Genomic DNA, 21,233 nt, shown 5'->3' on the forward strand with positions numbered 1-21,233 from the left:
AGGAGAAGGAGCGGGGCATCACCATCGCCATCGCCCACGTGGAGTACCAGACCGAGAACCGCCACTACGCCCACGTGGACTGCCCCGGGCACGCCGACTACATCAAGAACATGATCACCGGGGCCGCTCAGATGGACGGGGCCATCCTGGTGGTCTCGGCCGCCGACGGCCCCATGCCCCAGACCCGCGAGCACGTCCTGCTCGCGAGGCAGGTGGGGGTCCCCTACATCGTGGTGTTCCTGAACAAGGCCGACATGGTGGACGACCCCGAGCTCCTCGACCTGGTGGAGCTGGAGGTCCGGGAGCTGCTCACCTCCTACGAGTTCCCCGGCGACGACGTCCCCGTGATCGTGGGATCGGCCCTGAAGGCCCTGGACGGCGACCCGGAGTACGTCTCGAAGATCGAGGAGCTCCTCGCCGCATGTGACTCGTACATCCCGGAGCCCGCCCGCGACGTGGACAAGCCCTTCCTGATGCCGGTGGAGGACGTGTTCTCCATCACCGGGCGGGGCACCGTGGTGACCGGACGGGTGGAGCGCGGCCAGCTCAAGAAGATGGAAGAGGTCGAGATCGTCGGGCTCAAGCCCACCCGCAAGACCATCGCCACCGACCTGGAGATGTTCCGCAAGCTCCTGGACGAGATCCGGGCCGGCGACAACGTCGGCGTCCTCCTCCGCGGCGTCGACAAGGACGAGGTGGAGCGGGGCCAGGTGCTCGCGAAGCCGGGGTCCATCACCCCGCACACCGAGTTCGAGGCCCAGGTGTACGTCCTGTCCAAGGACGAGGGCGGCCGCCACACCCCATTCTTCGGGAACTACCGCCCCCAGTTCTACTTCCGCACGACCGACGTAACCGGGACCGTCCGCCTGCCGGAGGGCGTGGAGATGGTCATGCCGGGCGACAACACGACCATGACGGTCGAGCTCATCGCCCCCATCGCCATGGAGGAGGGCCTCCGCTTCGCCATCCGCGAGGGCGGCCGCACCGTGGGCGCCGGCCGGGTCACCAAGATCATCAAGTAGGAGAGGACGAGAGGAGCCGATGGCCGCGCCGAAGATCCGGATCAAGCTCAGGGCCTACGACCACGAGGTCCTGGACGCGGCCGTCCGCGACATCGTGTCGCACGTGGAGCGCACCGGCGCCCGGGTGGTGGGACCGGTGCCGCTTCCGACGGAGCGGTCGATCTACACGGTGATCCGCTCGCCCCACAAGTACAAGGACTCGCGGGAGCACTTCCAGATGCTCACGCACAAGCGGCTCATCGACATCCACGACGCCACGGCGAAGACGGTGCAGGAGCTCCAGCGGCTCCAGCTGTCGGCCGGGGTCGACATCGAGATCAAGCTGTAGGGGAAGACGGTGCCGGAGTTCAAGGGAATCCTGGGCGAGAAGCTGGGAATGACCCAGATCTTCGACGACGCCCGCGCGGTGCCGGTCACGGTGATCAAGGCCGGACCGTGCTTCGTCGCGCAGGTCAAGACGGTCGAGCGCGACGGCTACACCGCGGTGCAGCTGGCGTTCGGCGCCGTCAAGGCCGCCAAGCTCAGCCAGCCCCTGGCCGGCCACTTCTCCAAGCACGGCGACAACCCGGGGCGGTGGCTGGTGGAGCTCCGCACGGACGACGCTGAGAGCTACACGCCCGGGCAGGAGCTGAAGGCCGACATCTTCACGCCCGGGGAGCACGCCGACGTGGTCGGGGTGTCCCGGGGCAAGGGCTTCTCCGGCACCATGAAGCGCCACGGGTTCGCCGGCCTCTCCGCCAGCCACGGGACCCAGGGCAAGCACCGCTCGCCGGGCGCCATCGGCGCGTGTGCCACGCCCTCGCGCGTGTTCAAGGGAACCCGCATGGCCGGCCAGATGGGGAACGAGCGCGTCACCGTGCTCAACCTGGAGGTCGTGCACGCGGACCCGGAGCGCAACCTGCTGCTGCTGAAGGGCGCGGTTCCCGGCCCGACCGGCGGCCTGGTCATGGTGAAGTCCAGCGTGAAGCAGCCCGCCTCGGCGGGGAAGGGGGCCTAGCGTGGCCACGCAGCCCGTCGTCGACCGCTCCGGGAAGAAGGTCTCCGACCGCGAGCTCCCCGCGGACCTGTTCGAGGCTCCCGTGAACGTGTCGCTGATGCACCAGGTGGTGGTGGCGGGGGCGGCCGCGCAGCGCGCCGGCACGCACTCCACGAAGACACGGGCCGAGGTGTCCGGAGGCGGCCGCAAGCCGTGGCGCCAGAAGGGCACGGGCCGGGCCCGGCACGGCTCCAACCGCTCGCCGATCTGGACCGGAGGCGGCGTGGCCCACGGGCCGAAGCCCCGGGACCACTCCATGCGCGTGAACAAGAAGATGAAGCGAAGCGCGTTGCGCGGCGCGCTCACGGACGCGCTGGGCTCCGGGAAGCTGGCCCTGGTGGACGACCTGGGGCTGGAGGAGCCGAGGACCCGGGAAGCCCAGGCGCTGCTCTCGGCGCTGGGCCTCCAGGGGAAGGTGCTGGTGGTGTTGCCGGCCCCCGGCGACGAGGTGGCGGAGCGGTCGTTCCGCAACCTGCCGTACGTGAAGCTGTCCTACGCCAGGTCGCTCTCGGTGTACGACCTGCTGGCCGCGGACCGGGTGCTGTTCACCGCTGCTGCCATCGACGTGCTGGAGGGCAAGGAGCCGTCGGAAGCAGCGACCGCCCCCGCGAAGGCGCGGGCCCCGCAGACCACGCCCGAGGAGCCCGAGCAGGTGGAGGAGCCGGAGGAAGGCGAGCCGGACGAGACGGAGGAGGGCGACGAGGAATGAAGTCGCCACGCGACGTGATCATCCGGCCGGTGGTCTCCGAGAAGTCCTATGCCGCGCTCGAGGCGAACCGGTACACCTTCCTGGTGCATCCGGAGGCCAACAAGACGGAGATCAAGGAGGCGATCCAGAAGATCTGGAACGTCCAGGTCCTCTCCGTCAACACGCTGATGCGCAAGGGAAAGGTCAAGCGGCAGCGCTACGTGACCGGCCGGCGGTCGGACCAGAAGCGCGCCGTCGTCACCCTGGCCGCGGGCGACTCCATCGAGATCTTCGAGACCAAGTAGGCGACCATGGCCATTCGCAAGTACAAGCCGACCACACCGGGAAGACGCGGAGCGAGCGTCTCGGGGTTCGACGAGATCACCCGGGGCCGCCCCGAGAAGTCGCTGGTGACCAAGGGACGCAAGCGCGCCGGCCGCAACAACAAGGGCCGGATCACCATGCGGCACCAGGGCGGCGGCAACAAGCGGCGATTTCGTATCATCGACTTCCGGCGCAACAAGGACGGGGTCCCCGCCAAGGTGGCCCAGCTGGAGTACGACCCCAACCGGAGCGCCCGGATCGCCCTGCTGCACTACGTCGACGGCGAGAAGCGGTACATCCTCGCGCCGAACGGCGTCGCGGTGGGCGACCGCCTGATGTCGGGCGAGGGCGCGGACATCCGCCCCGGCAACGCCCTGCCGCTTCGCAACATCCCGGTGGGCACGGTGATCCACGCGGTGGAGCTGAAGCCGGGGGCCGGGGCCAAGATGGCCCGCTCCGCCGGGACGTCGGTGCAGCTGGTGGCCAAGGAAGGCCGCTTCGCAACGCTGCGGCTGCCCTCGGGCGAGATGCGGCTGGTGGAGGCGACCTGCCGGGCCACGGTGGGCGAGGTCGGGAACGCCGAGCACGAGCTGGTCTCGCTGGGCAAGGCGGGCCGGGCCCGGTGGCTGTCGAAGCGGCCGTCGGTCCGCGGCGTGGCCATGAACCCGGTGGACCACCCGCTGGGCGGCGGCGAGGGCAAGTCCTCGGGCGGCCGGCACCCCACCAGCCCGTGGGGCAAGAAGGAGGGGCGGACCCGCAAGAAGGGGAAGCCCTCGGACAAGTTCATCATCCGGAGGCGCGGCAAGGGCCGCGGGTAGAGGAGTAGGGCGATATGCCGAGATCGGTGAAGAAGGGTCCGTTCGTGGACGACCACCTCATGGCCAAGGTCGAGGACATGAACCGGCGGGGGGACAAGCGGATCCTCCGCACGTGGTCCCGCCGTTCGACCATCGTGCCGGAGATGGTCGGCCACACCATCGCCGTCCACGACGGCCGCAAGCACGTGCCGGTGTTCATCTCGGAGTCGATGGTGGGGCACAAGCTTGGCGAGTTCGCGCCCACCCGGGTGTTCCGCACGCACGGGCACCACACCGAGCGGAGCACGGCGCTCAGGTAGGAAACGAGTGATGGAAGCGAAGGCAACGGCCAGATACGTGAGGATCTCTCCCCGCAAGGCGCGGCGGGTGGTGGACCTCGTCCGGGGCCGGCACGTCGTGGAGGCCCGGCGGATCCTCCAGTTCTCGCCGCTGGGGGCCTCCCAGACCGTGTCCAAGGTCCTGAACTCGGCCGTGGCCAACGCGGAGCAGACGCCGGGGATCATCCCTGAGAACCTGGTGGTGAAGTCGGCGTGGGTTGACGAGGGGCCGACGCTGAAGCGGTTCCGGCCCCGCGCCTACGGGCGGGCCGCGCAGATCCGCAAGCGCACCTCGCACATCACGCTGGTCGTACGGAGCATCGGAGAGGAGCCAGGTGGGACACAAGGTTAACCCGTACGGGTTCCGGCTCGGGGTCATCTACCCCTGGAAGTCGAACTGGTACGCGGGCAAGGACTACTCCCAGTCCCTGCACCAGGACATCCGCATCCGCCAGCACATCCGGCGGCGGCTGTCCCGGGCCGGCATCTCCTCGATCGACATCGAGCGCAAGGGTGACCAGGTGTGGGTGTTCATCCGCACGGCCCGCCCTGGCATCGTGATCGGCCGCAAGGGCGCCGAGGTCGAGCGCATCCGCAAGGACCTCGAGCGCATCACCGGCAAGCGCGTGGACGTGAAGGTCGAGGACATGAACCAGGCCGCCAGCGACACGCGTCCGGAGACCGACGCGACGCTGCTGGCGCAGGGCGTGGCCGAGCAGCTGGCCGGCCGGGTGTCGTTCCGCCGAGCCATGCGCCGGGCGGTGCAGACGGCCATGCGGGCCGGGGCGCTGGGCGTGCGGGTGCAGTGCGCCGGCCGCCTGGGCGGCGCCGAGATGTCCCGCCGCGAGTGGTATCGCGAGGGACGCGTCCCGCTGCACACTCTGCGGGCCAAGATCGACTACGGCACGGCCGAGGGCAAGACCACGTTCGGCCAGATCGGCGTGAAGGTGTGGGTCTACCACGGCGACGAGATCCCGATCGAGGAGCAGGAGACCCAGCGCATGCGGGCCAGGGCCCTGGCGGGCATGGCCGTGCGCGGGCGAGGCCCGAGCGGCGCGTCCACCGGCGCGCTGATCACCGACGTGAAGGAGCTCGCGGACGCGGACGTGGAGGTAGAGGAGGAGCCCACGCCGGCCGCGGAGCCGGCGGAGGGCCCGGAGACACCCGAAGCCACCGAAGCCCCAGCGACCCCCGAGGCCCCAGAGCCTACGGCGACCCCCGAGGCCCCACCGGCCCCCGAGGTCGCTGAGCCCACGGACGCGGTCGAGACCGGCGAGGCGTCCGGGTCCGCCGCGGAGACCCCGACGCCCACGGAGGGAACGGAAGCCTGATGCTGGCACCGAAGAAGGTCAAGCACCGCAAGGTGCAGCGCGGCCGGATGCGCGGCCAGGCCAAGGGTGGCACGGAGGTGCACTTCGGCGACTTCGGCCTGCTGGCCCTGGAGCCGGGGTGGATCACCAACCGCCAGATCGAGGCGGCCCGGGTGGCCATCACGCGGCACATCCGCCGGGGCGGGAAGGTGTGGATCAACATCTTCCCGGACAAGCCCGTGACCAAGAAGCCCGCCGAGACCCGGATGGGTTCGGGAAAGGGCAACCCCGAGGCGTGGGTGGCCGTGGTGAAGCCGGGCCGCGTGATGTTCGAGCTGTCCGGAGTGGCGGAGGCGGTGGCGCGCGAGGCCATGCTGCGCGCCGCGCACAAGCTTCCCATCAAGTCGAAGTTCATCACGCGAGTGGGAGGCGGTGAGTAGCGTGCCGCAGCCGAAGGCCAGAGACCTCCGCGAGCTGCCCGAGGATGACCTGTTCGAGCGGGTGGAGTCGCTGAAAGAGGAGCTGTTCAACCTGCGGTTCCAGTTCGCCACGGGGCAGCTGGACAACCCCATGCGGATCAAGCAGGTCCGCCACGACATGGCGCGCATGCTCACGATCCTGCGGGAACGCTCCACCGAGGAGGAGCTCGAGTACGCGCTGGCCCGAGCCGACGAGCAGGCCCTGTCCGAGTCGCGCGACGCGCAGGCCCGGGGCGAGAAGAAGGGCGTTTCCCTGGCGGAGGCCGCACAGGAGGCTCGCATCGAGCAGGAGGCTGCCGCGGGGGCCGAGTACGCGCCCGGCGGCGAGGAGGACGAGCAGTGAGCGAGGAGCAGAGGGTTTCAGTTCCAGGGACGGAAGCGCAGGGCGACGAGGCCGCGATGGGCGAGAGGGCCCGTGGAGAGCGCAAGGTCCGCACCGGCGTGGTGGTCTCGGACAAGATGGACAAGACCGTGCTGGTGCGGATCGCGAAGGTGGTCCGGCACCGCGCGTACGGCAAGACCATCCGGAGTGCCTCGAAGCTCGCCGCGCACGACGAGTCCAACGACGCCCACGTGGGCGACACCGTTCGGATCATGGAGACCAGGCCGCTGTCGCGGACCAAGCGGTGGCGGGTCGTGGAGGTCCTGGAGAGGGCGAAGTAGCGGGCGATGATCCAGCAGGAGACGCGGTGCAAGGTGGCGGACAACACGGGGGCCAAGGAGGTCCTGTGCATCCGCGTGCTGGGCGGCTCGGGCCGCCGGTACGCGGGCGTGGGGGACGTCATCGTGGGCTCGGTGAAGGACGCCCTGCCCGGCGGCGCGGTGAAGAAGGGTGAAGTGGTCCGGGCCGTGGTGGTGCGCACCGCCAAGGAGCGCCGCCGCCAGGACGGGTCCTACATCCGGTTCGACGACAACGCGGTGGTGCTGATCAACGAGCAGCGCAACCCGCGAGGCACCCGGATCTTCGGTCCGGTGGCCCGTGAGCTCAGGGAGAAGCGATTCATGAAGATCATCTCGCTCGCGCCGGAGGTGCTGTAGGTGGTGCAGGGGAGGGAGCACTGATGCCCGGAGTACGGATCAAGAAGGACGACAACGTGATGGTGGTGGCGGGCAAGGACCGCGGGAAGACCGGCCGAGTGGTGAACGTCCTGCCCGGGGACGGCAAGGTCATGGTGGAGGGCGTGGCCCGCATGAAGCGCCACACCAGGCCCACCCCCAAGAACCGCAAGGGCGGGATCGTCCTCCAGGAGGAGTTCATCGACCTGTCCAACGTCCAGCTGGTGTGCCGCAGCTGTGGCCGCCCCACCAGGGTGGGGCACCGGTTCGAGGGGGACCTGAAGGTCCGCGTGTGCAAGAAATGTGGAGCTGATCTGTAGATGGCCGAGCAGAAACAGAAGCAGAAGGCGAAGGAGAAGTACGTTCCGCGGTTGCTGACCCGGTACCGGGAGGACCTCCGCCCCAGGCTCCAGGACGACCGGGGCTACCGGAACCCGATGGAGGTCCCCCGCCTGGAGAAGATCGTGGTCAACATGGGCGTGGGCGACGCCGTGCGCGACGCCCGGATGCTGGACGCCGCCCTGGAGGACCTCACCATCATCACCGGGCAGAAGCCCCTGGTGACCAAGGCGCGCAAGTCCATCGCCGGCTTCAAGCTCCGCGAGGGCATGTCGATCGGGGCAAAGGTCACGCTTCGCGGGTACCGTATGTGGGAGTTCCTCGACCGGTTGCTGTCGACGGCGCTTCCCCGGATCCGCGACTTCCGTGGCCTGACCCCGGGTGCGTTCGACGGACGCGGGAACTACACGATCGGTGTGACCGAGCAGCTGATCTTCCCGGAGATCGACTACGACAAGGTGGCGAAGGTCCGGGGCATGGACATCACGATCGTGACGTCGGCGAAGACGGACGAGGAAGGACGGGCGCTGCTGCTGGCGCTGGGGTTCCCGCTGCAGGGGGCCCCCGCGGTGACGGCGGCGGCCGGCTGAGACGAGGAGTTCGGGGACGTGGCCAAGAAGGCGTTGATCGAGAAGCAGCGGGCGCAGTCGAAGTTCGCCGTGCGCGAGTACACGCGGTGCGGCCGGTGCGGCCGGCCCCGTGCCGTGCTGCGCAAGTTCAACCTGTGCCGGATCTGCTTCCGCGAGCTGGCCCACGCCGGCGAGATCCCGGGGGTGACCAAGTCGTCATGGTGAGAGTGGCCACGAACGTCTCCGACCCCATCGCGGACATGCTGACCCGGATCCGCAACGCGAACCTCAGCTTCAAGGAAGAGCTGCACGTCCCGGCCTCCAAGATGAACGAGGCCCTGGCCCGGATCCTCGAGCAGGAGGGGTACATCGCCTCGTTCGAGCGCGACGGCGAGGGGGTCGAGCAGTCCATCCGGCTCCGGCTGAAGTTCGGGCGGGCCCGGGAGCGAACCATCACCGGGCTCCGGCGGGTGTCCAAGCCCGGCAACCGGGTCTACGCGAAGCGCGACGCGCTGCCGAGGGTGATGGGGGGTCTGGGGGTGGCCATCCTGTCCACCTCGCAGGGATTGATGACGGATCGCCAGGCGGCGCGAGCCCACCTGGGCGGCGAAGTGCTGGCATACGTGTGGTGAGGAAGCGATGAGTCGGATCGGAAGGCAGCCCATCGAGGTCCCGAGCGGCGTGGAGGTCTCCGTCGACGGTTCCCGGGTCACCGTGAAGGGGCCCCGCGGGACCCTCGAGCAGACGTTCCACCCCGAGGTTCGGATCGTGCTCGAGGACGGCATCGTCCGCGTGGAGCGGTCGTCGGACGACGGCTTCCACCGCGGCCTGCACGGACTCACCCGCACCCTCATCGCCAACATGGTCGACGGCGTGACCAAGGGGTACGAGAAGCGGCTGGAGATCGTGGGGGTCGGCTACCGGGCCGCCCTGAAGGGCGAGGACCTGGAGCTCGCCGTGGGGTATTCGCACATCGTCCCGTTCCCGCACCCGCAGGGCATCGAGTTCGAGGTCCCCGCGCCGACCCGGATCGTGGTGCGCGGCAACGACAAGCAGCTGGTCGGCGAGGTCGCCGCGAACATCCGGAAGGTCCGCAAGCCCGAGCCGTACAAGGGCAAGGGCATCCGGTACGAGGGCGAGCACGTGCGCAAGAAGGCCGGGAAGGCCGCCAAGGGAGCGAAGTGATGGAGGCGACGGAGAAGCGACTGCACCGGGTCCGCCGCCACCAGCGGGTGCGCAAGCGTGTCGCCGGCTCCGGCGAGCGCCCCCGCCTCGCGGTGTACCGGTCCAACCGGCACATCTACGCGCAGCTCATCGACGACGTGGCGGCCCGGACGGTGGCGGCGGCGTCCGACATGGAATCCGGGGTTGCTGCGGAAGGCAACAAGACGACGAAGGCGAAGGCGGTGGGCCAGGCCCTCGCCCGCAAGGCGAAGGAGGCCGGCGTCGAGCGGGCCGTGTTCGACCGGGGCGGACGGCTGTACCAGGGCCGGGTGGCCGCGGTGGCGGAGGGTGCACGAGAGGGAGGCTTGACGATTTGAGGCGCTACGACGCAGGAGGACAGGAGAAGGGCGGGCTCGAGGAGCGCGTCGTCTCCATCAACCGGGTGGCCAAGGTGGTGAAGGGTGGTCGCCGGTTCTCCTTCGCCGCCCTGGTGGTGGTGGGCGACGGCGCCGGCCGGGTCGGCGTCGGCTACGGCAAGGCCAAGGAGGTCCCCGCCGCCATCGCCAAGGGAGCCGAGGAGGCCCGGCGGCGGATGTTCGACGTGCCGCTCATGGGCTCGACCATCCCCCACCAGGTGATCGGGGAGGACGGCGCCGGCGTGGTGCTGCTGAAGCCGGCCGCGCCGGGCACCGGCGTCATCGCCGGAGGCGCCGTGCGGGCGGTCGTGGAGTGCGCGGGGATCACCGACATCCTGTCGAAGTCCATGGGTTCGGGGAACCCCATCAACATCGTGCACGCCGCCGTGTCGGGACTGAAGAGCCTGCGCCGCCCGGAGGAGGTGGCCCGGCTCCGGGGCCGCTCCGTCGAGGACGTCGCGCCCCGTCCCATGCTGGAAGCTGTGGCCGCCGCCGAGGCCAAGCGGCAGGCCCGCCGGGCGGAGGAGCAGGTGTTCGAGCCCACGGAGGGCGCCGGTGCCTAGGCAGACGGCCAGGAAGCCGCCCCCCCCGCTGAAGCTCAAGGTCACCCAGCGCCGCAGCGTGATCGACCGGCCTCGCGACCAGAAGGCCACTGTGCGTGCGCTCGGTCTGCACCGGATCGGCGATTCGGTGCTGAAGGACGATCGCCCCGAGATCCGGGGAATGATCGCGAAGGTCCGACACCTCGTCGACGTGGAAGAGGTCGAGTAGATGAAGCTGCATCACCTGAAGCCGGCCCCCGGGGCCAAGCGGGACCGAAGGCGCGTCGGCCGGGGCAAGGCCGCCGGGCAGGGCAAGACCGCCGGGCGCGGGACCAAGGGCTACAACGCCCGGCACCAGCCCAAGCTGGGGTTCGAGGGCGGGCAGATGCCCCTGGCCCGCCGGGTCCCCAAGCTCAAGGGCTTCACGAACCCCAACCGGCAGGAGTTCGCGGTGGTCAACGTGGAGCGGCTGGGGCAGGTGTTCGAGTCCGGCGAGGTGGGACCCCAGGACATGCTGGACCACGGCCTGGTGCGCAAGGGCCTCCCCGTCAAGGTGCTGGCCCGGGGAGACATCGATCGCGCGCTGGTGGTCCGGGCGCACGCGTTCTCGCCCGCGGCGAGGGCCAAGATCGAGCAGGCCGGTGGCCGGGTCGAGCTCGTCGGCTAGGGCGCGGTTCGGCAGGGTGACGGGTAAGATGCGGGGGGAGCGGCGGTGCTAAAAGCCTTCGTCAACGCTTTCAAGATCCCCGATCTTCGCAAGAAGATCCTCTTCACCCTGTTCATCATCGCCGTGTTCCGGTTCGGCTCGCACCTCCCGGTCCCGGTCATCGACGTCAAGGCCCTGAAGGAGGACGTCTCCGGGTCCAACCAGACCGGGTTCCTGTCGTTCATCGACCTGTTCTCGGGCGGCGCGCTGACCCGCTTCGCCGTGTTCGCGCTGGGGATCATGCCCTACATCACCAGCTCGATCATCATGCAGCTCCTGACCGTGGTCATCCCCAAGCTCGAGCAGTGGCAGAAGCAGGGCGAGGTGGGGATCAAGAAGATCACCCAGTGGACCCGCTACATGACGGTGACCCTGGCCATCCTCCAGTCCACCGGCCTGGTGTTCCTGTTCAACAACCAGTTCAGCGTGGCGGCGGGGCTGCCCGCCAACATCATCCCGCCGGACAAGTTCGACGCTCCCCACATCGGCCTGATCGTGCTCACGCTGGCCGCGGGGACGGCCATGATCATGTGGATGGGTGAGCTCATCACCCAGCGCGGGATCGGCAACGGCATGTCGATCCTGATCTTCACCAGCGTGATCTCGAGGCTGCCCACCCAGGGCGCCGCGATCTACTCGCAGACCGGGGCGGTCAAGTTCTACGTGATCCTGGCGCTGGCCATGTTCATCATCCTGGCGGTGGTGTTCATGGAACAGGGGCAGCGCCGGATCCCCGTGCAGTACGCGAAGCGCGTGGTGGGGCGCCGGATGGTGGGCGGGCAGAGCACCTACATCCCGCTGAAGGTGAACCAGGCGGGCGTCATCCCCATCATCTTCGCGTCCTCGGTCCTGTACTTCCCGTCGCTGCTGGCGTCGGTGGTGCACGCCCAGTGGTTCCAGAACTTCGTGAACAACAACCTGAACAGCGCCCGAAGTCCGCTGTACCTGTTCGTCTACGGGCTGCTGGTGGTGTTCTTCGCCTACTTCTACACGGCGATCACGTTCAACCCGGTCGATACCGCGGACAACATCCGCAAGTACGGCGGGTTCATCCCGGGCATCCGCCCGGGCCGGCCCACGGCCGAGTACCTCAACAACATCCTGGTGAGGATCACGCTGCCGGGGTCGCTGTTCCTGGCCAGCGTGGCGTTGCTGCCGTCGATCTTCCTGGCCCTGTACTCGATCCAGCAGTTTCCCTTCGGAGGAACGGCGATCCTCATCACGGTCGGAGTGGCGCTCGAGACCATGAAGCAGCTCGAATCCCAGCTGCTCATGCGCCACTACGAGGGTTTCCTGAGGTAGCCCGGTGGTCCCCGTCCTTCCCTCGCCAGAGGGTCCCTGATGCGTCTCGCGCTGTTCGGGCCACCCGGAGCCGGCAAGGGAACGCAGGCGCACCGCCTGGCCGACCGGTTCGGGATGGCCCTCATCGCGACCGGCGACATCTTCCGGGACAACGTCGCGGGCGGCACGCCGCTCGGCCAGGAGGCCAAGGCCTTCATGGAGAAGGGAGAGCTGGTGCCCGACGACGTGGTGGTCCGCATGGTGCTGGAGCGCGTGGACGAGCCCGACGCCAAGGACGGGTTCATCCTGGACGGGTTCCCCCGCACCCTGGGCCAGGCCATCGCGCTGGAGCAGGCCCTGGCGCAGCAGGACCGCCCGCTGTCCGCCGTGCTCAAGTTCGTGCTCTCGGACGAGGTGGCGGTGAAGCGCCTGGCCGGCCGCCGCACCTGTACGCGGTGCCAGCGTTCCTACAACGTCGAGTACCACCCGGCGAAGCGGGACGACGTGTGCGACGTGTGCGGCGGGGAGCTGGTGCAGCGCAGGGACGACTCGGAGGAGACCGTCCGCCACCGCATCGAGGTGTACCACCGCCAGACCGAGCCGCTCGAGTTCTTCTTCTGGGAACGGGGCCTGCTTCGCCAGGTCGATGCCGACGGCACCGAGGACGAGGTGACCGAGCGGGCGGTGGACGCCATCTCCGACCTGGCGGTCGACTCGTGAGGATCGACGGAGACGCAGCGTGATCATCCTGAAGTCCCCCGAGGAGATCGAGAAGATGCGCCGGGCCGGCCGCATCGTGGCCACGACCATCGACCACGTGCTGGCGGCGGTCCGCCCCGGGATCGCCACCCGGGCCCTGGACGCCGTTGCCGAACAGGTCATCCTGGACGAGGACGCGGTTCCCTCGTTCAAGGGCTACCGGGGTTTCCCGGCATCCATCTGCGTGTCGGTCAACGAGCAGGTGGTGCACGGCATCCCGGGGGACCGCAAGCTCGCGGAGGGCGACGTGCTGTCGCTGGACTTCGGGGCCATCTGGGACGGCTACCACGCCGACTCGGCGGTGACCGTGTTCGTGGGGGAGCCGCCCTCGGCCGAGGCGGAGAAGCTGGTCCGGGTGACCGAGGAGTCCCTGGAGGCCGGGATCTCCCAGATCCGGGCGGGCAAGCGGCTGTCCGACATCGGGAGCGCCGTGCAGCAGTTGGTGGAGGGGGCCGGGTTCAGCGTGGTCCGGGAGTACGTGGGCCATGGGATCGGCCGGAGCCTCCACGAGGACCCCCAGATCCCGAACTACGGCCACCCCGGGCGGGGGCTCGAGATCAAGCCCGGCCTGGTGGTGGCGGTCGAGCCCATGGTGAACATGGGGGACTGGGCCACCCGGGTGCTGAAGGACAACTGGACGGTGGTCACCGCCGACGGGTCGCTGTCCGCCCACTTCGAGCACACCATCGCGGTCACCGACGACGGTCCGGAGGTCCTGACCGCCCGCTGACGCCCCCTCGAGCGGCCCGCCGGCGGCCTCGCAGGGCCGGTTGACTTGTCCGGTTCCATCCCTATACTCGCGACCCAATATGCGGACGCGGACGGTGAGCCAGCAGAGCGCTTCGAAGATCGCCGCCGTATAGGCGCGGGCGGCGGTGGCCGTCCGCGGGAGGACCTCTCGATGACCGAGAGGTCCTTTGTTTACCGGGTGTTTACGGCCGCCTCGGTGGCCCCAGCCGGACGAGACAGGAGGATTCGGGCATGGCCGGGCCGTTCGACCGGGAACGGGACGCCTGCGGGATCGGCTTCGTGGCGGATGCCGTGGGCCGGCCTTCCCACGAGATCGTCCGGATCGGCCTGGAAGCGCTCCGCTGGGTCCGCCACCGGGGTGCCGTGGCCGCCGACGCCCGCAGCGGCGACGGGGCCGGGGTCATCCTCCCGCTGGCCCCGGCTCTGTTCCAGGGGCACGGCGTGGGCATGGTGTTCCTTCCGCCGGGCCGGGAGGCCGAGGGCCGGGCGGTGGTGGAGCGGGGGCTCCTCGACGAGGGCCTGAAGGTGGCCGGTTGGCGCGAGGTCCCCGTGGAGCCCGCCGCCCTGGGGGACCTGGCCCAAACGACCCGCCCGTCGGTGGCCCAGGTCCTGGTGAGGCGGCCGGGGGCGAAGGACGCCGAGCGGTGGGCGTTCCGGGCCCGCAAGCGGATCGAGGGGTACGGGCGCGAGCTCGGGCTGGCCGTGTACGTGGCCTCGCTGTCGTTCGCCACCGTCACCTACAAGGCGCTGTGCGCCGCCGACCAGCTCGCGGCCTTTTACCCCGACCTCGTGGACCCCCGGTTCGAGGCCTGGTTCGCCGTGTTCCACCAGCGGTACTCCACGAACACGCAGCCCACGTGGCAGCGGGCCCAGCCCTTCCGGTTCCTGTGCCACAACGGCGAGATCAACACCCTCCAGGGGAACGTCCACCTCATGCGGGCCCGGGAAGGCCACCTGGGGGCGAACGTGCTGGGGGACGAGGAGCTGATCAGGCCGGCGGTGGACGAGACGGGCTCGGACTCGGCGATGCTGGACAACGCGGTCGAGCTGCTGGTGCACGGCGGCCGGTCGCTCCCGCACGCGCTGGCCATGCTGATCCCGGAGGCGTGGGAGGGGTTCGTGGACCTCGACCCAGCCCTGCGGGACTTCTACCGCTACCACGCGTGCCTCACCGAGCCGTGGGACGGGCCGGCGGCGCTGGCGTTCACCGACGGGCGGATCGTGGGGGCCCGGCTGGACCGGAACGGCCTCCGGCCGCTGCGGTACGCGGTGGCCGACGACGGGCTGGTGTACTGCGGCTCCGAGGTCGGCGCGGTGGACATGGACGGGCGGGGCCGGGTCCGGCGGAGCAGGCTGGGACCGGGCCAGATGCTGGTGGTGGACCCCCCCGCGGGCGGGCTCCTCGAGGACACCGAGGTGAAGTGGGACCTCGCCTCGCGTCGCGCCTACGGCACGTGGATCGGGCTGTACCTGCGCCGAGCCGGCCGCGGCCACCCGGTGGTGGCGACCCCGGCGCCGGCGGACCTCACGCGGCACCAGGTGGCATTCGGCTACACCAAGGAAGAGGTGACCGTGGTGCTCCGGCCCATGGCCCTGACCGGCCACGAGCCCACGTCTTCCATGGGCGACGACACCGCCCAGCCGCCCCTGGCGAACCGGGCCCGGTCCGTGTTCGGGTTCCTGAAGCAGCGCTTTGCCCAGGTCACCAACCCGCCCATCGACCACCTCCACGAGCGGATCGTCATGTCGCTGTCGACGCGGCTCGGACCGCGCGCGCCGCTGCTCGAGGAGCGTCCCGATGCCGCCTCGCTGGTGGAGCTGGACAGCTTCTTCCTGTACCCGGACGGTCTGGAGCGGCTGTGCCGGGGACCGTTCCGGGTCGTCCGGCTGGACGCCACGTTCGGCCGCGACGAGGGGTCCGCCGGGCTGGAGGCCGCCTGCCGGCGCCTGGCCCGGGACGCCGAGCGGGCCGTCCGCTCCCGGGTGGGTCTGGTGGTCGTGAGCGACCGTTGCACCGGCGAGCAACGCGTGCCCGTCCCGGCCCTGCTGGCCACGGGCGCCATCCACCACCACCTCCTCCGGACCGGACTCCGGTCGCGGGCCTCCGTCGTGGCCGACTCCGGCGAGCCCCGGGAGGTGCACCACTTCGCGGCGCTGCTCGGGTACGGGGCCGAGGCCGTCGTCCCGCGCACCGCCCTCGAGACCATCGCCGCGCTGTGCCTGGACGAGCGGATGGGCGGCGACTCGCCGAGCCCGGAGGAGGCCCAGGACCGGTTCCGCCGGGCCGTCGAGGAAGGCGTGCTGAAGGTGATGTCGAAGATGGGCATCTCCACGCTGGACGCGTACCGGGCCGCCCAGATCTTCGAGGGCGTGGGCCTGGGCTCCAAGGTGGTCGACCTGTGCCTGGCCGGGACGCCCTCGCCGCTCGGCGGCCGTGGGTTCGGGGACCTCGGAGCGGACGCCCTTCGCCGCCACCGGGAGGCGTACGGGCCCCGGGCCGCCCTCACCAATCCCGGGTTCGTCAAGCACCGGGCGGGCGGCGAGTACCACCAGACCAACCCCGACGTCGTGGGAGCCCTGCACGAGGCCCTGGGCGTCGGGGACGGCGCCGCGACGGGGTTCGACGGGTACCTCCGGTTCGCGGCGCTGGTGAACGAGCGGCCCTCGTCGGAACCGCGCGACCTGCTCGAGGCGGTCGCGGCGGGTCCCCCGGTTCCGCTGGAAGAGGTGGAGCCGGCCGGGGAGATCGCCAGGCGCTTCTCCACCGGCGCCATGTCGCTGGGCGCGCTGTCGCCGGAGGCGCACGAGACCCTGGCCGTGGCCCTTCGGATGATCGGCGCGAAGTCGAACACCGGCGAGGGCGGCGAGGACCCCGCCAGGTACCGCGACGAGCGGAACACCCTCATCAAGCAGGTGGCCAGCGCCCGGTTCGGAGTCACTCCCGAGTACTGTGTGTTCGCCGACGAGCTCCAGATCAAGATGGCCCAGGGGTCCAAGCCGGGCGAGGGCGGCCAGCTCCCGGGGCACAAGGTCACGGCCGAGATCGCCCGCCTGCGCCACACCACGCCCGGCGTCACGCTGATCTCGCCCCCGCCCCACCACGACATCTACTCGATCGAGGACCTGGCGCAGCTCATCTACGACCTCAAGCAGGTCAACCCGGCCGCCGCCGTGTCCGTGAAGCTGGTGTCCACGGTCGGGGTGGGCGTGATCGCGGTGGGCGTGGTGAAGGGGCTCGCCGACATCGTCCACATCGCCGGCTCGGACGGCGGAACCGGGGCCAGCCCGCTGTCCTCCATCAAGAACGCCGGGCTGCCCTGGGAGGTCGGGCTGGCCGAGACCCAGGCCGAGCTGGCCGCGAACGGGCTCCGGGACCGGGCCGTGCTGCGGGTGGACGGCGGGTTCAAGACCGGGCGGGACGTGGTCGTCGCGGCGCTGCTCGGCGCCGACGAGTTCTCCTTCGGCACGGCCGCCCTGCTGGCCGAGGGCTGCATCATGGTCCGGGCCTGCCACCGCGACACCTGCCCCACCGGCATCGCCACCCAGCGTCCCGAGCTTCGGGCGAAGTTCACCGGGTCGCCGGGGAAGGTCGCCGCGTACCTGCTGTTCGTGGCGGAGGAGGCCAGGCAGATGCTCGCGTCGCTGGGCCTGCGGTCCATCGACGAGGCCGTGGGCAGGACCGACCTGCTGAAGCCCCGCGTGGGGACCGATCGGGGCGCCGAGCGGCTGGACGTGTCGTCGCTGCTGGCGGGACCCGCCGGCGCCGGGTCTCGCCGGTTCGTCCGGCAGCACGAGGTCCAGCGGCCGAGGTCGTCCCTGGGCGACCGTCTTGCGGAGGAAGCGCTTCCCGCGATCCGAGCTGGCGGCGTTGCCCGGCCCTGCTACGACATCGGGAACGCCGATCGGGCCGTGGGCGCGCGCCTGTCGGGGGAGCTGGCCCGGGAGTTCGGTGCCGCGGAGCCGCCCGGACGGGCCGAGGTGACGTTCCGGGGAGCGGCCGGACAGAGCTTCGGCGCGTTCCTGGGTCCGGGCATCGAGTTCCGCCTGGTGGGCGAGGCCAACGACTACGTGGGCAAGGGCATGGGGGGCGGCCGCATCGTGGTGGTGCCGCCCGACGACGACGCCGGCGACCCCGTGGTGGTGGGCAACACGGTGCTTTATGGCGCAACGGGCGGCGAGCTGTTCTGCCGGGGGCGGGCCGGGGAACGGTTCGCGGTCCGCAACTCCGGGGCCACGGCGGTCGTGGAGGGGACCGGGGACCACACCTGCGAGTACATGACCCGCGGGACGGTCCTGGTGCTGGGGCCGGTGGGACGCAACCTCGGCGCGGGGATGTCCGGCGGCCGTGCGTTCGTGTACGACCCCGAGGGAACCCTGGCCGAGCGGGTCAACCACCAGCTGGTCGAGGTCTCGGTTCCGGAACCGGACGAGCTCGAGGAGGTGTGGGCCCTGGTGGGGCGCCACCTCGATCTGACCGGCTCGCCGATGGCGGCAGCCGTCCTCCGTTCCTGGACCCGGGCCCGGCGGGCCTTCTGGCTGGTGGCCCCGAAGGCCGCCGTCGCCCCAGCGCCGTCGGACGGTGACGCGGAGTCGGAGGAAGCCGCCCGGAGGGCCTCCGAGCCCGCCACCGGGAAGTAGCCAGGTTCAGCCGGGCGGGACCTCGCGGCTGAGGTACCACTCGCGGTGCACCGTGCACAGACCGCGTTCGTCGAAGTCGATCACCAGGACGCCGTCGAGCTTACGTGCGCCGGTCGGAGACCCCCTTGGGCGGGAACGACACCCGCCACTCCCCGCCGCTGCACGCGGCCTCCCGCCGCGACCCGCCCGGGCACGCCGCCACCCGTCGTGGACGGTCCAATGGGCATCCTCGTATACTTTTCCTGCGGCTTCCGGCTGCGGCCGGAGGCCGTTTCGACTCGTCTCCGGTCGTTTGGATCTGGGACAGTGGGGCGTGTCCCGACCGGAGGCCGGGACCAGCCCAGGGCAATCTGTAGGCACGGAGGCTGACGGAGGAGCGTGGCGAAGAAAGACGCGATCGAAGTGGAGGGCTCGGTGGTCGAGCCGCTCCCGAACGCCATGTTCCGCGTAGAACTGGACAACGGACACAAGGTTCTGGCCCACATCTCGGGGAAGATGCGGATGCATTACATCCGGATCCTCCCGGGGGACCGGGTCTTGGTGGAGCTCTCGCCCTACGACCTGTCGAGGGGCCGGATCGTCTACCGGTACCGGTAGGCCGGGGCCCGGGCAGAGGCTGGAGGAAGCGATGAAGGTTCGGCCGTCGGTGAAGAGGATCTGCGACCGGTGCAAGATCGTCCGGCGTCACGGCCGCGTGCTGGTCATCTGCTCCAACAACCCCCGACACAAGCAGCGCCAGGGCTAGGATGGGCTCGGAGGCCGGAACGAAGAGGAGGCGGTAGCGTGGCACGGATCGCAGGTGTGGACCTCCCCCGTGACAAGCGGGTGGACGTCGCGCTGCGCTACATCTACGGCATCGGTCCCCAGCGGGCCGGGGTCATCGTGGGCGGCGCCGGCATCGAGGGTGGGACGAAGGTCCGGGACCTGTCCGAGGAGGAGGTCGTCCGGATCCGTGAGTACATCGACCGCAACTTCAAGGTCGAGGGTGACCTCCGCCGGGACGTGGCTCAGGACATCAAGCGCAAGATCGAGATCGGGTGCTACCAGGGTCTCCGGCACCGCCGGAGCCTGCCGGTGCGGGGCCAGCGTACGCACACCAACGCCCGCACTCGCAAGGGTCCCAAGAAGACCGTCGGCGTGAAGCGCAAGAAGGGGAAGTAGGCCGCACCATGGCGAAGCCCAAGGCGAAGAAGGCCCGGAAGCGCGAGAAGAAGAACATCTCGCACGGCCAGGCCCACATCAAGTCGACCTTCAACAACACCATCGTCACCATCACGGACCTGTCGGGGAACACCCTGTCGTGGGCCAGTGCCGGCAACGTGGGGTTCAAGGGGTCCCGCAAGTCGACGCCCTTCGCCGCGCAGCTGGCGGCCGAGGCGGCGGCGCGGCGGGCCCAGGAGCACGGGCTCCAGCGGGTCGACGTCTTCGTCAAGGGCCCCGGGTCCGGCAGGGAGACCGCCATCCGGTCGCTCGCGGCCACGGGCCTGGAGATCCTGGGGATCCAGGACGTCACCCCCGTCCCCCACAACGGCTGCCGGCCCAGGAAGCGCCGGCGCGTCTAGTTCAATCGAAGGTTTCGTCCCCGCCATTCGCGCGCGGGGACGGTGAGTGGCGGGGCAGAAACGGATGATCCCCCGCCGAGGAGGTAGAGGCAGTTGCTCATCGTCACCAGACCCCAGATCCAGGAGAACCCCGTCTCCGACGTGCGCTCGAAGTTCTCGATCGAGCCGCTCGAGCCGGGGTTCGGCTACACCCTCGGGAACGCCCTGCGGCGGACCCTGCTGTCGTCCATCCCCGGAGCCGCCATCTCGTCGGTCCGCATCGAGGGCGTGCTCCACGAGTTCGCGACCATCCCCAAGGTGACCGAGGACGTCACCGACATCATCCTCAACCTGAAGGGACTCGTGCTCCGCTCGGAGGTCGACGAGCCGGCCACCGTGTACCTCAAGGCCAAGGGGCCTGGTGAGGTCACGGCCGGCGACGTCACCCCGCCCGCGGGCGTGGAGCTCCTCAACCCCGACCTGCACGTCGCCACGCTGTCCAAAGGCGGCACGCTCGAGATGGAGATGGTGATCGAGCGCGGCGTCGGCTACCGCCCGGCCGAGAAGAACAAGAAGCCGCGCGACCCCATCGGCGTGATCCCGGTCGACTCGATCTTCTCTCCCGTGCGGCGGGTGTCGTACTCCGTCGAGAACACCCGGGTCGAGCAGATGACCGACCGCGACCGGCTGATCCTGGACGTGGAGACCGACGGCTCGATGACGCCCCGCGAGGCGCTTGCCTCGGCCGGCAGCACGCTGCTCGAGCTGGTCAACCTGTTCTCCGAGCTGGCGGAGAGCCAGGGCCTGGCCATCGGGCCGGCCGCGGACGAGTCCGCGCTGTCGGGCGAGATGGCCATCACCATCGAGGAGCTGAACCTGTCGGTGCGTTCCTACAATTGCCTGAAGCGCGAGGGCATCAACACCGTCGGCGACCTCGTGCAGCGGAGCGAGCAGGAGCTCATGGACATCCGCAACTTCGGCCAGAAGTCGATCGAAGAGGTCAAGCAGAAGCTGGCCGACATGGGGCTCGGGCTCCGGGAGGAGTAAGGGAGCGCTGATGCCGAAGCCGAAGAGGGGCCCCAGGCTCGGGTCCGGTCCGGCCCACCAGCGCCTGCTGCTGTCCGGCCAGGCCGCCTCGCTGTTCACGCATGAGGCCATCACCACCACCGAGGCCAAGGCGAAGGCCCTGCGGCCGTTCGCCGAGAAGCTGATCACGTTCGCCAAGCGGGGCGACGTGGCGGCCCGCCGCGAGGTGCTGAAGGTGGTCCCGGACCGCGACGTCGTGCACAAGCTGTTCGCCGAGATCGGGCCGCGGTTCGCGGAGCGCAACGGCGGCTACACGCGGATCCTCAAGCTGGGGCAGCGTCAGGGCGACGGCGCTCCCATGGCCCGCATCGAGCTGCTCGCGGCCGAGGAGTAAAGAGCCCAAGCTCGCTTCGCTCGCGAACTTGCTCCGGCTGCGCTCGGTCTCGCTCGCC

At 70.2% G+C, this 21,233-nt stretch carries 29 protein-coding genes and 3 pseudogenes; all 32 read left to right on the forward strand.

Annotated features, from left to right (window positions below; genetic code table 11):
- Window positions 1-1,022 (forward strand): elongation factor Tu (gene tuf / locus M3Q23_09515; GenBank protein MDP9342311.1); only part of this gene is annotated, 1,022 nt, incomplete at its 5' end.
- A 19-nt stretch (window positions 1,023-1,041) separates the two neighbouring features.
- Entirely contained in the window at window positions 1,042-1,350 is a 309-nt protein-coding gene (gene rpsJ / locus M3Q23_09520; protein ID MDP9342312.1) for a 30S ribosomal protein S10, read from the forward strand.
- A 48-nt stretch (window positions 1,351-1,398) separates the two neighbouring features.
- The gene (gene rplC, locus M3Q23_09525; protein ID MDP9342313.1) at window positions 1,399-2,019 is read left to right on the forward strand and encodes a 50S ribosomal protein L3; all 621 of its coding nucleotides are present in this window, start codon (window positions 1,399-1,401) and stop codon (window positions 2,017-2,019) included.
- A 1-nt stretch (window position 2,020) separates the two neighbouring features.
- Window positions 2,021-2,767, forward strand: coding sequence for a 50S ribosomal protein L4 (rplD, locus tag M3Q23_09530; GenBank protein ID MDP9342314.1), 747 nt, complete (start codon window positions 2,021-2,023; stop codon window positions 2,765-2,767).
- A complete protein-coding gene (gene rplW / locus M3Q23_09535) occupies window positions 2,764-3,051 on the forward strand; it encodes a 50S ribosomal protein L23 (GenBank protein MDP9342315.1) in 288 nt (95 codons plus the stop codon). The genes rplD and rplW overlap by 4 nt, the downstream gene beginning before the upstream one ends.
- 6 nt (window positions 3,052-3,057) lie before the next feature.
- A complete protein-coding gene (gene rplB / locus M3Q23_09540) occupies window positions 3,058-3,888 on the forward strand; it encodes a 50S ribosomal protein L2 (protein ID MDP9342316.1) in 831 nt (276 codons plus the stop codon).
- A 14-nt stretch (window positions 3,889-3,902) separates the two neighbouring features.
- A complete protein-coding gene (gene rpsS, locus M3Q23_09545; GenBank protein MDP9342317.1) occupies window positions 3,903-4,187 on the forward strand; it encodes a 30S ribosomal protein S19 in 285 nt (94 codons plus the stop codon).
- Window positions 4,188-4,197: 10 nt separating this feature from the next.
- Window positions 4,198-4,557, forward strand: coding sequence for a 50S ribosomal protein L22 (gene rplV, locus M3Q23_09550; GenBank protein MDP9342318.1), 360 nt, complete (start codon window positions 4,198-4,200; stop codon window positions 4,555-4,557).
- Window positions 4,541-5,260, forward strand: a pseudogene (gene rpsC / locus M3Q23_09555) (30S ribosomal protein S3). The gene rplV and the pseudogene rpsC overlap by 17 nt, the downstream one beginning before the upstream one ends.
- A 275-nt stretch (window positions 5,261-5,535) precedes the next feature.
- On the forward strand, window positions 5,536-5,955 hold the full coding sequence (gene rplP, locus M3Q23_09560) for a 50S ribosomal protein L16 (GenBank protein MDP9342319.1): 420 nt from the start codon (window positions 5,536-5,538) through the stop codon (window positions 5,953-5,955).
- Between the two features lies 1 nt (window position 5,956).
- Window positions 5,957-6,145: pseudogene (rpmC, locus tag M3Q23_09565) on the forward strand (50S ribosomal protein L29).
- 248 nt (window positions 6,146-6,393) lie between these two features.
- Window positions 6,394-6,657 (forward strand): 30S ribosomal protein S17, encoded by a 264-nt coding sequence (gene rpsQ / locus M3Q23_09570; protein MDP9342320.1) that lies wholly within the window; start codon window positions 6,394-6,396, stop codon window positions 6,655-6,657.
- 6 nt (window positions 6,658-6,663) lie between these two features.
- Window positions 6,664-7,032 carry a 50S ribosomal protein L14 gene (gene rplN, locus M3Q23_09575; protein MDP9342321.1) on the forward strand — a complete coding sequence of 123 codons (369 nt, stop codon included), beginning with the start codon at window positions 6,664-6,666 and terminating at the stop codon, window positions 7,030-7,032.
- Between the two features lie 23 nt (window positions 7,033-7,055).
- The gene (gene rplX, locus M3Q23_09580) at window positions 7,056-7,370 is read left to right on the forward strand and encodes a 50S ribosomal protein L24 (protein MDP9342322.1); all 315 of its coding nucleotides are present in this window, start codon (window positions 7,056-7,058) and stop codon (window positions 7,368-7,370) included.
- On the forward strand, window positions 7,371-7,979 hold the full coding sequence (rplE, locus tag M3Q23_09585) for a 50S ribosomal protein L5 (protein ID MDP9342323.1): 609 nt from the start codon (window positions 7,371-7,373) through the stop codon (window positions 7,977-7,979).
- An 18-nt stretch (window positions 7,980-7,997) separates the two neighbouring features.
- Window positions 7,998-8,183, forward strand: a complete 186-nt coding sequence (locus M3Q23_09590; GenBank protein ID MDP9342324.1) for a type Z 30S ribosomal protein S14 — start codon at window positions 7,998-8,000, stop codon at window positions 8,181-8,183.
- A 35-nt stretch (window positions 8,184-8,218) separates the two neighbouring features.
- Window positions 8,219-8,590 carry a 30S ribosomal protein S8 gene (rpsH, locus tag M3Q23_09595; protein MDP9342325.1) on the forward strand — a complete coding sequence of 124 codons (372 nt, stop codon included), beginning with the start codon at window positions 8,219-8,221 and terminating at the stop codon, window positions 8,588-8,590.
- 7 nt (window positions 8,591-8,597) lie between these two features.
- Window positions 8,598-9,143 carry a 50S ribosomal protein L6 gene (gene rplF, locus M3Q23_09600; GenBank protein ID MDP9342326.1) on the forward strand — a complete coding sequence of 182 codons (546 nt, stop codon included), beginning with the start codon at window positions 8,598-8,600 and terminating at the stop codon, window positions 9,141-9,143.
- Window positions 9,143-9,499: a 50S ribosomal protein L18 gene (gene rplR, locus M3Q23_09605; protein ID MDP9342327.1), complete on the forward strand. Its 357-nt coding sequence runs from the start codon at window positions 9,143-9,145 to the stop codon at window positions 9,497-9,499. Before rplF ends, rplR begins: the two co-directional genes overlap by 1 nt.
- Complete coding sequence (gene rpsE, locus M3Q23_09610) at window positions 9,496-10,101, forward strand: 30S ribosomal protein S5 (protein MDP9342328.1); 606 nt, start codon at window positions 9,496-9,498, stop codon at window positions 10,099-10,101. The genes rplR and rpsE overlap by 4 nt, the downstream gene beginning before the upstream one ends.
- Before the next feature lie 28 nt (window positions 10,102-10,129).
- Entirely contained in the window at window positions 10,130-10,309 is a 180-nt protein-coding gene (gene rpmD, locus M3Q23_09615) for a 50S ribosomal protein L30 (protein MDP9342329.1), read from the forward strand.
- Window positions 10,310-10,747: a 50S ribosomal protein L15 gene (gene rplO, locus M3Q23_09620; protein ID MDP9342330.1), complete on the forward strand. Its 438-nt coding sequence runs from the start codon at window positions 10,310-10,312 to the stop codon at window positions 10,745-10,747.
- Window positions 10,748-10,792: 45 nt separating this feature from the next.
- The gene (gene secY, locus M3Q23_09625; protein ID MDP9342331.1) at window positions 10,793-12,088 is read left to right on the forward strand and encodes a preprotein translocase subunit SecY; all 1,296 of its coding nucleotides are present in this window, start codon (window positions 10,793-10,795) and stop codon (window positions 12,086-12,088) included.
- Between the two features lie 39 nt (window positions 12,089-12,127).
- Complete coding sequence (locus M3Q23_09630; GenBank protein MDP9342332.1) at window positions 12,128-12,787, forward strand: adenylate kinase; 660 nt, start codon at window positions 12,128-12,130, stop codon at window positions 12,785-12,787.
- Between the two features lie 19 nt (window positions 12,788-12,806).
- The gene (map, locus tag M3Q23_09635; GenBank protein ID MDP9342333.1) at window positions 12,807-13,556 is read left to right on the forward strand and encodes a type I methionyl aminopeptidase; all 750 of its coding nucleotides are present in this window, start codon (window positions 12,807-12,809) and stop codon (window positions 13,554-13,556) included.
- Window positions 13,557-13,807: 251 nt separating this feature from the next.
- The gene (gene gltB, locus M3Q23_09640) at window positions 13,808-18,214 is read left to right on the forward strand and encodes a glutamate synthase large subunit (protein ID MDP9342334.1); all 4,407 of its coding nucleotides are present in this window, start codon (window positions 13,808-13,810) and stop codon (window positions 18,212-18,214) included.
- Between the two features lie 378 nt (window positions 18,215-18,592).
- Window positions 18,593-18,811, forward strand: coding sequence for a translation initiation factor IF-1 (gene infA, locus M3Q23_09645; protein MDP9342335.1), 219 nt, complete (start codon window positions 18,593-18,595; stop codon window positions 18,809-18,811).
- Window positions 18,812-18,842: 31 nt separating this feature from the next.
- On the forward strand, window positions 18,843-18,959 hold the full coding sequence (gene rpmJ / locus M3Q23_09650; GenBank protein MDP9342336.1) for a 50S ribosomal protein L36: 117 nt from the start codon (window positions 18,843-18,845) through the stop codon (window positions 18,957-18,959).
- Between the two features lie 38 nt (window positions 18,960-18,997).
- On the forward strand, window positions 18,998-19,375 hold the full coding sequence (rpsM, locus tag M3Q23_09655; protein ID MDP9342337.1) for a 30S ribosomal protein S13: 378 nt from the start codon (window positions 18,998-19,000) through the stop codon (window positions 19,373-19,375).
- An 8-nt stretch (window positions 19,376-19,383) separates the two neighbouring features.
- Complete coding sequence (gene rpsK / locus M3Q23_09660; GenBank protein ID MDP9342338.1) at window positions 19,384-19,776, forward strand: 30S ribosomal protein S11; 393 nt, start codon at window positions 19,384-19,386, stop codon at window positions 19,774-19,776.
- Between the two features lie 93 nt (window positions 19,777-19,869).
- Complete coding sequence (locus M3Q23_09665; protein MDP9342339.1) at window positions 19,870-20,802, forward strand: DNA-directed RNA polymerase subunit alpha; 933 nt, start codon at window positions 19,870-19,872, stop codon at window positions 20,800-20,802.
- Between the two features lie 10 nt (window positions 20,803-20,812).
- Window positions 20,813-21,166, forward strand: a pseudogene (rplQ, locus tag M3Q23_09670) (50S ribosomal protein L17).
- Window positions 21,167-21,233 lie beyond the last annotated feature (67 nt).

The sequence above is a fragment of the Actinomycetota bacterium genome (genome assembly GCA_030774015.1).
GTDB lineage: Bacteria > Actinomycetota > UBA4738 > UBA4738 > JACQTL01 > JALYLZ01.

Excerpts from the sequence above, each read along its gene's own strand:
- rpsJ (MDP9342312.1), top strand. The coding sequence starts at position 1,042 with ATGGCCGCGCCGAAGATCCGGATCAAGCTCAGGGCCTACGACCACGAG.
- rplC (MDP9342313.1), top strand. The coding sequence starts at position 1,399 with ATGACCCAGATCTTCGACGACGCCCGCGCGGTGCCGGTCACGGTGATC.
- rplW (MDP9342315.1), top strand. The coding sequence starts at position 2,764 with ATGAAGTCGCCACGCGACGTGATCATCCGGCCGGTGGTCTCCGAGAAG.
- rplB (MDP9342316.1), top strand. The coding sequence starts at position 3,058 with ATGGCCATTCGCAAGTACAAGCCGACCACACCGGGAAGACGCGGAGCG.
- rpsS (MDP9342317.1), top strand. The coding sequence starts at position 3,903 with ATGCCGAGATCGGTGAAGAAGGGTCCGTTCGTGGACGACCACCTCATG.
- rplV (MDP9342318.1), top strand. The coding sequence starts at position 4,198 with ATGGAAGCGAAGGCAACGGCCAGATACGTGAGGATCTCTCCCCGCAAG.
- rplP (MDP9342319.1), top strand. The coding sequence starts at position 5,536 with ATGCTGGCACCGAAGAAGGTCAAGCACCGCAAGGTGCAGCGCGGCCGG.
- rpsQ (MDP9342320.1), top strand. The coding sequence starts at position 6,394 with ATGGGCGAGAGGGCCCGTGGAGAGCGCAAGGTCCGCACCGGCGTGGTG.
- rplN (MDP9342321.1), top strand. The coding sequence starts at position 6,664 with ATGATCCAGCAGGAGACGCGGTGCAAGGTGGCGGACAACACGGGGGCC.
- rplX (MDP9342322.1), top strand. The coding sequence starts at position 7,056 with ATGCCCGGAGTACGGATCAAGAAGGACGACAACGTGATGGTGGTGGCG.
- rplE (MDP9342323.1), top strand. The coding sequence starts at position 7,371 with ATGGCCGAGCAGAAACAGAAGCAGAAGGCGAAGGAGAAGTACGTTCCG.
- rpsH (MDP9342325.1), top strand. The coding sequence starts at position 8,219 with ATGCTGACCCGGATCCGCAACGCGAACCTCAGCTTCAAGGAAGAGCTG.
- rplF (MDP9342326.1), top strand. The coding sequence starts at position 8,598 with ATGAGTCGGATCGGAAGGCAGCCCATCGAGGTCCCGAGCGGCGTGGAG.
- rplR (MDP9342327.1), top strand. The coding sequence starts at position 9,143 with ATGGAGGCGACGGAGAAGCGACTGCACCGGGTCCGCCGCCACCAGCGG.
- rplO (MDP9342330.1), top strand. The coding sequence starts at position 10,310 with ATGAAGCTGCATCACCTGAAGCCGGCCCCCGGGGCCAAGCGGGACCGA.
- M3Q23_09630 (MDP9342332.1), top strand. The coding sequence starts at position 12,128 with ATGCGTCTCGCGCTGTTCGGGCCACCCGGAGCCGGCAAGGGAACGCAG.
- gltB (MDP9342334.1), top strand. The coding sequence starts at position 13,808 with ATGGCCGGGCCGTTCGACCGGGAACGGGACGCCTGCGGGATCGGCTTC.
- rpmJ (MDP9342336.1), top strand. The coding sequence starts at position 18,843 with ATGAAGGTTCGGCCGTCGGTGAAGAGGATCTGCGACCGGTGCAAGATC.
- rpsK (MDP9342338.1), top strand. The coding sequence starts at position 19,384 with ATGGCGAAGCCCAAGGCGAAGAAGGCCCGGAAGCGCGAGAAGAAGAAC.